The organism is Streptomyces ziwulingensis, from assembly GCF_039542605.1.
GTDB classification, from domain to species: Bacteria; Actinomycetota; Actinomycetes; order Streptomycetales; family Streptomycetaceae; genus Streptomyces; species Streptomyces ziwulingensis.
On sequence record NZ_BAABIG010000007.1, the window covers coordinates 39,959 to 50,947 of the forward strand.

The window sequence follows — 10,989 nt, forward strand, 5'->3', positions numbered from 1 at the left end:
CCCACAGGAGTGGAAACACGATCGTCGGCGGGACGTCACGACGATGGTCTTGGCAAGCCCGCCGAAGGGCCTTACGTTCTTCTCTCTACCGCCTGTTCTACGGGCGTAGAGGCTCTGACGGTCGCGTCGAAGGAGCAGCTCATGGCCAATGTCCTACGTGCCGCCCTGGTCCAGGCCACCTGGACCGGGGACACCGGGTCCATGGTGGCGAAACACGAGGAGCACGCCCGGGAGGCGGCCCGGCGGGGCGCGAAGATCATCGGCTTCCAGGAGGTCTTCAACGCGCCCTACTTCTGCCAGGTCCAGGACCCCGAGCACTACCGCTGGGCTGAGCCCGTCCCCGACGGCCCGACGGTCCGCCGCATGCGGGCGCTCGCCCGCGAGACCGGCATGGTGATCGTCGTCCCGGTCTTCGAGGCCGAGCGGTCCGGCTTCTACTACAACACCGCCGCCGTGATCGACGCCGACGGCACCGTCCTCGGCACCTACCGAAAACACCACATCCCGCAGGTCGAGGGGTTCTGGGAGAAGTACTACTTCCGGCCCGGCAACCTCGGCTGGCCGGTCTTCGACACGGCCGTCGGCAAGATCGGCGTCTACATCTGCTACGACCGCCACTTTCCCGAGGGCTGGCGCCAACTGGGACTCAACGGCGCTCAGTTGGTGTACAACCCCTCGGCCACCCACCGCGGCCTCTCGGCCCACCTGTGGAAGCTGGAGCAGCCCGCCGCGGCCGTCGCCAACGAGTACTTCGTCGCCGCCATCAACCGCGTCGGCCAGGAGGAGTACGGCGACAACGACTTCTACGGCACCTCCTACTTCGTGGACCCGCGCGGCCGGTTCGTCGGCGACGTCGCCAGCGACACCGAGGAGGAACTCCTCGTCCGCGACCTCGACCTGTCACTGGTCGAGGAGGTCCGCCGGCAGTGGGCGTTCTACCGCGACCGCCGCCCCGACGCGTACGAGGGGCTGGTACGGCCGTGAACCGGGACCTGCTGGGCCGCCACCGGGCCGTACTGCCCGACTGGCTGGCCCTCTACTACGAGGACCCGCTGGAGCTGACGCACGGCGAGGGCCGCCACGTCTGGGACGCCGCGGGCAACAAGTACCTCGACTTCTTCGGCGGCATCCTCACCACCATGACCGCCCACGCCCTGCCCGAGGTGGCCAAGGCCGTCGCCGAGCAGGCCGGGCGGCTCCTGCACTCCTCCACGCTCTACCTCAACCGGCCGATGGTCGAACTCGCCGAACGCGTCGCCCAGGTGAGCGGCATCCCCGACGCCCGCGTCTTCTTCACCACCTCCGGCACCGAGGCCAACGACACGGCCCTGCTGCTCGCGACCACCTACCGGCGCAGCAACACCCTCCTCGCGATGCGCAACAGCTACCACGGCCGCTCCTTCAGCACCGTCGGCATCACCGGCAACAGCGGCTGGTCCCCGACCTCGCTCTCCCCGCTCCAGACCCTCTACGTGCACGGCGGCGTCCGCACCCGCGGCCCCTACGCCCACCTGGACGACCGCGCGTTCACCGACGCCTGCGTGGCGGACCTGAAGGACCTCCTCGGCCACAGCCGCCCGCCCGCCGCGCTGATCGCCGAACCCGTGCAGGGTGTCGGCGGGTTCACCTCCCCGCCGGACGGCCTGTACGCCGCCTTCCGCGAAGTGCTGCGCGAGCGCGGGGTGTTGTGGATCTCCGACGAGGTGCAGACCGGCTGGGGCCGCACCGGCGACCACTTCTGGGGCTGGCAGGCGCACGCGCGCAGCGGGCCGCCCGACCTCGTCACCTTCGCCAAGGGCATCGGCAACGGCATGTCCATCGGCGGCGTCATCGCCCGCGCCGAGATCATGAACTGCCTGGACGCCCAGAGCATCTCCACCTTCGGCGGCACCCAGGTCACCATGGCGGCCGGCCTCGCCAACCTCAACCACCTGCTGGAACACGACCTCCAGGGCAACGCCCGGCGCGTCGGCGGCCTGCTCCTGGAACGGCTGCGGGCCGTCGGGGCGCAGTCCCCGTACGTACGGGAGGTACGCGGCCGGGGGCTGATGATCGGCATCGAACTCACCCGGCCCGGCACCGACGAGGCCGACCCGCGGGCGGCCGCCGCCGTGCTGGAGGAGGCCCGCGCGGGCGGGCTGCTCCTGGGCAAGGGCGGCGGCCACGACACCAGCACCCTGCGCATCGCCCCGCCGCTCTCCCTCACCGTCGCGGAGGCCGAGGAGGGCGCCGCCGTCCTGGAACGCGTCCTGCGGAACCTGTGAACGCGCGGGGCTCCGCCGGGTGCCGGCCGCCTGGGCACCCGGCTGTCCCGACGCCCGGCCGCCCCGACGCCCTGACACCCGGCCGCCCCGACACCTGACGGCCCCGTCACCGCCTGCCCGGACAGGAGGAGCCCATGAGCAGCAGCAGCCGTACCCTGATCCGCGGTGGTCTCGTCATCACCGCCTCCGACGAGATCCACGCCGACGTCCTGATCGAGGGCGGCCGGATCGCCGCCCTCGCCGCGGCCGGCACCCCCGCCGCCGCGTCCTTCACCGCCGAGCGGGTCCTGGACGCCACCGGGAAGTACGTGCTCCCGGGCGGCGTCGACGTCCACACCCACATGGAACTGCCGTTCGGCGGCACCTTCGCCTCCGACACCTTCGAGACCGGCACCCGGGCCGCCGCCTGGGGCGGCACCACCACCGTCGTGGACTTCGCGGTGCAGAGCGTCGGCCGCTCCCTGCGCGAGGGCCTCGACGCCTGGCACGCCAAGGCCGAGGGCAACTGCGCCGTCGACTACGGCTTCCACATGATCGTCTCCGACGTCCGGGAGGAGACGCTGAAGGAGATGGACCTGCTGGTGGCGGAGGGCGTCACCTCGTTCAAGCAGTTCATGGCCTACCCGGGTGTCTTCTACTCCGACGACGGCCAGATCCTGCGGGCCATGCAGCGCTGCGCCGACAACGGCGGCCTGATCATGATGCACGCCGAGAACGGCATCGCCATCGACGTCCTCGTCGAACAGGCCCTGGCCCGCGGCGAGCGCGATCCCCGCCATCACGGCGAGGTCCGCAAGGCGCTCCTGGAGGCGGAGGCCACGCACCGCGCGATCAGGCTCGCCCAGGTCGCCGGGGCACCGCTGTACATCGTGCACGTCTCGGCCGCCGAGGCGGTCGCCGAACTGACGCGCGCCCGCGACGAGGGGCTGCCGGTCTTCGGCGAGACCTGCCCGCAGTACCTGTTCCTGTCCGCCGACAACCTCGCCGAACCCGGCTTCGAGGGCGCCAAGTACGTCTGCTCGACGCCGCTGCGCCCGCGCGAACACCAGGCGGCGCTCTGGCGGGGCCTGCGCACCGATGACCTCCAGGTCGTCTCCACCGACCACTGCCCCTTCTGCTTCACCGGCCAGAAGGAACTGGGCCGAGGCGACTTCTCCAGGATCCCCAACGGCCTGCCGGGCGTCGAGAACCGCATGGACCTGCTCCACCAGGCCGTCCTCGACGGGCACCTCAGCCGCCGCCGCTGGATCGAGACCGCCTGCGCCACCCCCGCCCGCATGTTCGGCCTCTACCCGAAGAAGGGCACGCTCGCGCCCGGCTCCGACGCCGACGTCGTGATCTACGACCCGCGCGCCGAGCAGGTGCTGTCCGCCGAGACTCACCACATGAACGTCGACTACTCGGCGTACGAGGGCCGCCGGGTCACCGGCCGCGTCCAGACCGTGCTCTCCCGCGGCGTGCCCGTCATCACCGACCGGGAGTACACCGGCCGCAAGGGCCACGGTGTCTACACCCCGCGCTCCACCTGCCAGTACCTGAACCAGTGACCAGGAGACGTGGCCCATGGACTTCGGACTCGTCCTGCAGACCGACCCGCCGGCCGCCCGTGTCGTCAGCCTGATGAAACGGGCCGAGCGCAACGGCTTCCGCTACGGCTGGACCTTCGACTCCGCCGTGCTGTGGCAGGAGCCGTTCGTGATCTACAGCCAGATCCTCGCCCACACCTCGACCCTGCGCATCGGCCCGATGGTCACCAACCCGGGCACCCGCACCTGGGAGGTCACCGCCTCCACCTTCGCCACCCTCAACGACATGTACGGCAACCGCACCGTCTGCGGCATCGGCCGCGGCGACTCCGCGATGCGGGTGGCCGGCCGCCCGCCCCACACCCTGGCCCGGGTGAGCGAGGCCATGAAGGTGATCCGGGCGCTGGGCAGCGGAGCGGAGGCCGACCTCGGCGGCGGCACCGTGGTCCGCTTCCCGTGGATAGGGCCGGCCGCCCGACTCCCCGTCTGGATGGCCGCGTACGGACCCAGGGCGCTGGCGATGGCCGGTGCGGAGGCCGACGGGTTCATCCTCCAGCTCGCCGACCCCTACCTCACCGAGTACATGGTCGGGGCCGTCCGGGACGCGGCGGTGGCGGCCGGGCGCGACCCGGCCGAGGTGACCGTCTGTGTCGCCGCCCCGGCCTACGTCACCGCCGACGACTCGCCCGAGGCGCTCGCCCACGCCCGCGCGCAGTGCCGCTGGTTCGGCGGCATGGTCGGCAACCACGTCGCCGACCTGGTGGCCCGCTACGGCGAGCACTCCGCAGCCGTCCCCGACGCGCTCACCGCCTACGTCAAGGCCCGCCGCGGCTACGACTACACCCACCACGGCCGCAGCGGCAACCCGGACACGGCCTTCGTGCCGGACGACATAGTCGACCGCTTCTGCCTGATCGGACCGGTCGAACGGCACATCGAGAAGCTCCGCGCGCTGCGCGACCTGGGCGTCGACCAGTTCGCCCTCTACGCCATGCACGACACGCGGGAGGCCGTCATCGACACCTACGGGTCGCAGGTGATCCCGGCCCTCGACGGCTGACCGAGCCCCACCGCCCGGCCACCCGCACGGCCTCTCCGTACCCCCCAGCATGATTGGCCTGCCCATGACCGACACCGCTCCCATGGACATACCTCCGGCCACCCAGGTCACCCTCCCCGACGGGCGGGTGGAACTCGCCCCCGGCACCCCGCCGCCGGGCGGCCCCTACGCCAACGCGGACCTGCTGCCGGTCCCGGTCGCGGGGCGCACCTGGACGACGTACAACTTCTCCGCGCTGTGGGTCGGCATGGCCCACAACACCGCCTCCTGGACGCTGGCCTCCGGGCTGATCGCGGTCGGCATGGACTGGAAGCAGGCGGTGTTCACCATCGCCCTCGCCAACCTGATCGTGCTGGTCCCGATGCTGCTCACCGGCCACGCGGGACCCAAGTACGGCATCCCCTTCCCGGTCTTCGCCCGCGCCTCCTTCGGTGTGCGCGGCGCCAACCTGCCCGCTGTCGTCCGGGCGCTGGTGGCGTGCGGCTGGTTCGGCATCCAGACCTGGATCGGCGGCGAGGCCATCTACTTCCTCGCCGGGAAACTGATCGGCGAGGGCTGGAGCGGTGCGGCCGAGTTCGGCGGCCACGCCTGGACCATGTGGCTGTCGTTCGGGCTCTTCTGGCTGCTCCAGGTCGCCATCATCCTGCGCGGCATGGAGACCCTGCGCCGCTTCGAGAACTGGGCGGCGCCGTTCGTCCTGGTCGGCGCCTTCGTGATGCTGTGGTGGATGAGCGAGAAGGCCGGCGGCTTCGGCCCGCTCTTCGACCAGCCCTCGGAACTGGGCTGGGGCGCCGACTTCTGGACCGTCTTCGCCCCGGCCCTGATGGGCATGATCGGCTTCTGGTCCACGCTGTCCCTGAACATCCCCGACTTCACCCGCTACGGCCAAAGCCAGCGGGCCCAGACCCGTGGCCAGGCCCTCGGCCTGCCGACCACCATGACCCTGTTCGCGTTCCTGTCGGTGCTGGTGACCTCCGGCTCGCAGGCCGTCTACGGGGAGCCGGTCTGGGACCCGGTCCAACTGGCCGCGAAGACGGACAGCGTGGCCGGTCTGCTCTTCGCCCTGGTGACCGTCCTGGTGGCGACCCTGTCCGTCAACATCGCGGCCAACCTGGTCTCGCCCGCCTTCGACTTCTCCCACATCGCCCCGCGCCGGATCAGTTTCCGGACCGGCGCGCTCGTCACCTGCGTGCTCGCCGTGCTGATCTGCCCGTGGAAGCTGTACTCCGACCCGGAGGGCTACATCTTCACCTGGCTCGGCCTGGTCGGCGGACTGCTGGGCACGGTGGCCGGCATCCTCGTCGCCGACTACTGGGTCCTGCGCCGGGCCCGGCTCGACCTCGTCGACCTCTACCGCAGGTCGGGCCGGTACTGGTACGGGCGGGGCTGGAACTGGCGGGCGGTGGCCGCCTTCGCGGTGGGCGGGGTGCTGGCGATCGGCGGCGCCGACTTCCATCCGCTGGTCGACGGCCGCCCGGTCCCGGCCCTCGCACCGCTCGCCGACTACGGCTGGGCGGTGGGCCTGGGCACGTCGACGCTCCTGTACCTCGCGCTGATGCTGCCGCGCCGGGAGTCCCTCAGCCGGTCCCGCCGGCCCCGCCGTCCGTCAGAGCCGTCACCGCCTCCTTCGCGGCCTTGATGGCCCCCTTGTTGACCGTGTCCGAGCCGGGAGCGTCGCGGGACTCGAAGTCACTGCCGTTGTAGGTGATGACCACCAGCGCGTTGGCGGCGCGCACCAGCACCGTGCCCTCGCGGGTCTGCTGCTTCTCCTCGGTGGTCAGGTTCACCACCGAGTAGGCCGCGTCACCGAGACCGGGCACCTCGCCCCCGCCGCTCTTGTCGGCCACCCGCTCCGCGTAGGAGGCGCGGGCCGCCTCGTCCGTCCGCAGGATCTCGTAGGAGACGTCGAGCCAGCGGTATTCGTAGCCCTTGAGCGCGTTCCAGGAGCAGGTGCGGCGCAGCTCCGTGTCGGTCGACGGGATCTCCTTCCCGGCCGGCCTCGCGCCCGGCACCAGCGAGGCGAGTGTCTTCTTCGCCAGACTCGCGCAGGGGGCGGGGGCGGTGGGGTACGTCTTCGCCGCCGCCCGCGTCGCCGGGGCCGAGGGGGACGGTGCCGCGGTCTCGGGCGCCGCTCTGTGCCCGGCGGCCGGTGTGGTCTGCGGTCCGGACGACAGGGCCCAGCCGGTGACGGCGAGCACGGCGACCGGGGCCAGACGCGCGGCGAGGGTGAGCGGCAGGGGCAGTGGACGCACGGCGCACTTCTCGTGGGGGACGGTGCGGAGAGGGGTCCGCACGGCGGACGGGCGGCCAGTCTCACACGACTCCCTGTGGGGCGGAAGGGCCAACTCGCAGGGTGCCCGCACGGTGACGCAGACGTAGGCGGCGGCCCGTCGACGGGTTCGCTCCGGCACGAGTGATCACGACCGGGGGAGTGGAACGTGACCGGTACGGCCGACCTGCGTGTCCGCACCCGGCGGGCTCACGGCACGCGCGCGGTCCACTCCTCGGTGGCGAACTTCGTGCGGACCAGTTCCTCGGCCCGGGCCAGCTCCCGCGCCGTGACGTCGCCGGTGGTCAGCCCGTAGCGGTCACGGAAGGAGGCGATCATGTTCTCGATCACCTGTTCCCGGGCGAGGCCGGTCTGGCGCCGGAGCGGGTCGACGCGCTTCCTGGCGCTCCCGGTGCCCTTGTCGGACATCTTCTCCCTGCCGATCCGCAGGACTTCGAGCATCTTGCCGGCGTCGATGTCGTACGACATGGTCACGTGGTGCAGGACGGCTCCAGGGCCGCCGTCCGGACCGACCACTCGCTTCTGGGCGGCCCCGGCGATCTTCCCGGCGTCGGTGGCGATGTCGTTGAGGGGCTGGTACCAGGCCCTGATCCCCATGTCACCGAGCGCGTCCAGAACCCAGTCGTCGAGGTAGGCGTAACTGTCGGCGAAGGAGAGCCCCGACACCAGGGACTCCGGCACGGACAGCGAATACGTGATCGTGCTCATGGGCTCCACGAACATGGCCCCGCCCCCCGAGATACGGCGGACCACACTCATGCCGTGTCGCGCCGCGCCCTCGGGGTCCACCTCGTTGCGCAGTGACTGGAAGCTGCCGATGACCACCGCGGGCGAGGCCCATTCCCAGACCCGCAGGGTGGGTGCCCGCCGCCCGGCGGCCACCTCGGCGGTGAGGACCTCGTCCAGTGCCATGTGCAGGGCCGGTGCCTGCGGCTCCGCGTGCACCAACTGCCAGTCGTAGTCGCCCCATTCGGTCGCTCGGGCCAGCGCCCGCCGGACGGCGGTGCCGACGCCCGCCGCGGTCAGTCCGAGCATGACGGTCGACTCCGGCAGCGCCGCCGTGATCCGGGCCGCCAGTCCTGCGGCGTCCGTCGAGGAGGGAGCGCCCTCCAGGGCACCGTTGATCGAGAGGATCGCCTCGTCGGGCTCCAGGAAGAAATCCCCGGCGGTGCGCACATGGCGCAGTACGCCTTCCTCGACGTCCAGATCCACGACGACCAGCTTGCCGCCGGGCACCTTGTACTCGCCGTGCACGAATCCGTTCCCTTCCCGCGCGCGGCGCGGACGCTGAGCCTGCTGCCCCGACATCCGAAGAGACGCGCATACCGATCCAGTAGACCGTACCTTCACGGGTTTCGCCGCGCAGTGTTCCCGAGCGGGCGGCCGGGAGAAACAGCAGGCCGCCCGGCGGTCCGTCATCGGACCGGCGGGTCCTGCGGGGCGGGCTCGGCGGGGACCGGGAGCGCCAGCCCGGGGACCACCTCCGCGCCCGGCAGTTCGGCCAGGGCGGCGCCGGGGAGGATCAGCTTCCCGCGTCGCCGGCCGCTGCCGATCAGGACGTAGGGGGTGGCCGCGACCGCCTCGTCGATCAGCAGCGGCCAGTGGGCGGGCAGCCCGATCGGGGTGATGCCGCCGTACTCCATACCCGTCTCGGCGACCGCGGTGTCCATCGACGCGAAGGACGCCTTCCGGGCGCCGAGGCGCTTGCGTACCGTCCTGTTGACGTCCAGCCTGGTGGTGGCCAGCACCACGCATGCGACCAGGACCTGCTCCTGCCCCCGCTTGGCCGCGACCACCACACAGTTCGCGCCCACCTCCAGCGGCACGTCGTACACCTCGGAGAACACGGCGGTGTCCGCCTTCTCCGGGTCGGTGTCCACGTACAGCACGGATTCGGCCGCCGTGCGGTGCTTCCAGTCGCGCAGCGCCCCGGTGACCGCGGGCGGTGTCAGATCGGGCCGCTCCAGCGCGGGCGAGACGGCGTCGAAGCGTCCGAAGGGCGGGGTGGGGTGGGCCGGGAAGTCACTCATGCGCCCGCACTTTAGCGCGCGCGGCACCGGCGCCGTCCGGGCGCGTCGCGCGGCTCATCGCGTGCGCGTCGTGCGGTGGTGCGCGGCGATCCGGAGGAACCGGTCGTTGGCCGCGTCGGTGCCGACACTGACGCGGACCCCCTCGTCCGGGAAGGCCCGCACGAGCACGCCGTCGCGCGCGCAGGCCGCGGCGAACTCCGCGGTGCGTTCCGCCGTGGCCAGCCAGACGAAGTTCGCCTGCGACGGGGGCACGTCCCAGCCCTGGTCCGTGAGCGCGGCGTGCAGCCGGTCGCGTGCGACGACCAGGGCCTCGACGCGTTCGCGCATGGCCGGCCCCCGGCGCAGCGAGGCCACCGCCGCGTCCTGCGCCAGCAGGGTGACGCCGAACGGCAGCGCGGTCCCGCGGATCGCCGCCGCGACCGGCTCGTGCGCGACGGCGTACCCCACCCGCAGGCCGGCCAGCCCGTACGCCTTGGAGAAGGTACGCAGGACGCACAGGCGCGGACGGTCGCGGTAGAGGTCGATGCCGTCCGGGACCTCGTCGTCGCGGATGAACTCCAGGTACGCCTCGTCGAGGACGACCAGCGCGGTGGGCGGTATCCGGTCCAGGAAGCGCTCCAGGGCCGCCCGGCGCACCACCGTGCCGGTGGGGTTGTTGGGGTTGCAGACGAAGACCACGCGGGTGCGCGGGGTGACCGCGTCCAGCATGGCGTCGAGGTCGTGCACCGCGCCCGGGGCGAGCGGCACCCGCACCGAGGCCGCCCCGACGACCGCGGTCAGCTCCGGATACGCCTCGAAGGAACGCCACGCGAAGAGCACCTCGGCACCGGGGCCCGCGGTCGCCTGGAGGAGCTGCTGGGTGACCCCGACGGAGCCGATGCCGACCGCGATGTGCTCCGGTGGGACCCCGTGATGGCCGGCGATCTCCGCGGTCAGGCGCCGGCAGGCGGGGTCCGGATAGCGGTTGAGGGTGCCGGCGGCGGCCACGGCGCTGTCCAGGACGCCCGGCAGCGGCGGGAAGGGGTTCTCGTTCGCGGACAGCTTCCATGCCGCCGCCTCCTCGCCGAGGCCGGCGGGGACGTGTGGTGCCGATCGCTGACCGGTCATCCGGGGTGCTCCTCCCGTGGCGCGCGGACGCGCGCACCTGTCGATGGGGCGGTGGGGCGCTGGGGCGGTCTACTCGCTGGACGAGGTGCCGAGGACGACTCCGGCGAGGGCGAGGAAGACGCCGCCGCCGACGTAGCGCTGGACGTTCAGGAAACCCTTGCTCTGCTGGGCACGGCCGCGCACGAGGTTGGTCAGCAGCCCCCAGCCGCTGTTGGTGACCATGCCGACGAGGACGAAGACCAGGCCGAGGACGAAGGTCTGCAGCCACACGGCGCCGCTCTCGCTGTCCACGAAGGCCGGCAGGAAGGCCAGGAAGAACATGGTGCTCTTGGGGTTGAGCGCGTTGACCACCAGCCCTTCGAGGACGATCCGGCCGCTCGGCGTCTCCGGCTGCTTCTCCTCCTCCGGGGCGGGGACCGTGACCGGGGTGCGTAGCCGCCGGATGCCGAGGTAGACGAGGTAGAGGGCGCCGGCGTACTTGACCACCTCGAAGGCGGTCTCGGACGAGGCCACCAGCGCGGAGAGGCCGACGACGGCCGCGAGCACCTGGATGAGGTCCCCGCAGGCCAGGCCGAGGGTGGACAGCAGCCCGGCGCGCGAGCCCTGGTCCAGGGTGCGCCCGCTCACGTACAGGACGGAGGGGCCGGGGACGAGCAGCAGGACCACCGAGGCGGTGAAGAACCACCAGAGGGTGGAGGGTGTGGGCATGTGG

The 10,989-nt window shown here is 72.1% G+C and carries 10 protein-coding genes; 5 read left to right on the forward strand and 5 right to left on the reverse strand.

The window, feature by feature from the left end; all coding sequences use genetic code 11:
* Window positions 1–141 precede the first annotated feature (141 nt).
* The 5 genes from ABEB00_RS03090 to ABEB00_RS03110 all read left to right on the forward strand — a co-directional run bounded on the left by ABEB00_RS03090 (window position 142) and on the right by ABEB00_RS03110 (window position 6,489).
* A complete protein-coding gene (locus tag ABEB00_RS03090) occupies window positions 142–984 on the forward strand; it encodes a nitrilase-related carbon-nitrogen hydrolase (RefSeq protein ID WP_345617262.1) in 843 nt (280 codons plus the stop codon).
* Window positions 981–2,264 carry an aspartate aminotransferase family protein gene (locus tag ABEB00_RS03095; RefSeq protein WP_345617263.1) on the forward strand — a complete coding sequence of 428 codons (1,284 nt, stop codon included), beginning with the start codon at window positions 981–983 and terminating at the stop codon, window positions 2,262–2,264. Before ABEB00_RS03090 ends, ABEB00_RS03095 begins: the two co-directional genes overlap by 4 nt.
* Before the next feature lie 134 nt (window positions 2,265–2,398).
* The gene (gene hydA / locus ABEB00_RS03100) at window positions 2,399–3,811 is read left to right on the forward strand and encodes a dihydropyrimidinase (RefSeq protein ID WP_345617265.1); all 1,413 of its coding nucleotides are present in this window, start codon (window positions 2,399–2,401) and stop codon (window positions 3,809–3,811) included.
* 16 nt (window positions 3,812–3,827) lie between these two features.
* Complete coding sequence (locus ABEB00_RS03105; protein ID WP_345617266.1) at window positions 3,828–4,850, forward strand: TIGR03842 family LLM class F420-dependent oxidoreductase; 1,023 nt, start codon at window positions 3,828–3,830, stop codon at window positions 4,848–4,850.
* Between the two features lie 64 nt (window positions 4,851–4,914).
* A complete protein-coding gene (locus tag ABEB00_RS03110; RefSeq protein ID WP_345617267.1) occupies window positions 4,915–6,489 on the forward strand; it encodes an NCS1 family nucleobase:cation symporter-1 in 1,575 nt (524 codons plus the stop codon).
* On the opposite strand, the gene ABEB00_RS03115 is transcribed toward ABEB00_RS03110, so the two are convergent.
* The 5 genes from ABEB00_RS03115 to ABEB00_RS03135 all read right to left on the reverse strand — a co-directional run bounded on the left by ABEB00_RS03115 (window position 6,428) and on the right by ABEB00_RS03135 (window position 10,985).
* Window positions 6,428–7,102: a hypothetical protein gene (locus ABEB00_RS03115; RefSeq protein ID WP_345617268.1), complete on the reverse strand. Its 675-nt coding sequence runs from the start codon at window positions 7,100–7,102 to the stop codon at window positions 6,428–6,430. The genes ABEB00_RS03110 and ABEB00_RS03115 overlap by 62 nt on opposite strands.
* Before the next feature lie 227 nt (window positions 7,103–7,329).
* Window positions 7,330–8,394 carry a lipoate-protein ligase LplAB gene (gene lplAB, locus ABEB00_RS03120; RefSeq protein WP_345617269.1) on the reverse strand — a complete coding sequence of 355 codons (1,065 nt, stop codon included), beginning with the start codon at window positions 8,392–8,394 and terminating at the stop codon, window positions 7,330–7,332.
* Between the two features lie 161 nt (window positions 8,395–8,555).
* On the reverse strand, window positions 8,556–9,170 hold the full coding sequence (locus ABEB00_RS03125) for a YbaK/EbsC family protein (protein ID WP_345617271.1): 615 nt from the start codon (window positions 9,168–9,170) through the stop codon (window positions 8,556–8,558).
* Between the two features lie 54 nt (window positions 9,171–9,224).
* A complete protein-coding gene (gene hisC, locus ABEB00_RS03130; RefSeq protein ID WP_345617272.1) occupies window positions 9,225–10,277 on the reverse strand; it encodes a histidinol-phosphate transaminase in 1,053 nt (350 codons plus the stop codon).
* Window positions 10,278–10,346: 69 nt separating this feature from the next.
* Entirely contained in the window at window positions 10,347–10,985 is a 639-nt protein-coding gene (locus ABEB00_RS03135) for a LysE family translocator (RefSeq protein WP_345617274.1), read from the reverse strand.
* Between the last annotated feature and the right edge of the window lie 4 nt (window positions 10,986–10,989).

Coding starts and splice junctions, on each gene's coding strand:
- hisC (WP_345617272.1), bottom strand. CDS start 10,277: ATGACCGGTCAGCGATCGGCACCACACGTCCCCGCCGGCCTCGGCGAG.
- ABEB00_RS03125 (WP_345617271.1), bottom strand. CDS start 9,170: ATGAGTGACTTCCCGGCCCACCCCACCCCGCCCTTCGGACGCTTCGAC.
- ABEB00_RS03110 (WP_345617267.1), top strand. CDS start 4,915: ATGACCGACACCGCTCCCATGGACATACCTCCGGCCACCCAGGTCACC.
- ABEB00_RS03135 (WP_345617274.1), bottom strand. CDS start 10,985: ATGCCCACACCCTCCACCCTCTGGTGGTTCTTCACCGCCTCGGTGGTC.
- hydA (WP_345617265.1), top strand. CDS start 2,399: ATGAGCAGCAGCAGCCGTACCCTGATCCGCGGTGGTCTCGTCATCACC.
- ABEB00_RS03105 (WP_345617266.1), top strand. CDS start 3,828: ATGGACTTCGGACTCGTCCTGCAGACCGACCCGCCGGCCGCCCGTGTC.
- ABEB00_RS03090 (WP_345617262.1), top strand. CDS start 142: ATGGCCAATGTCCTACGTGCCGCCCTGGTCCAGGCCACCTGGACCGGG.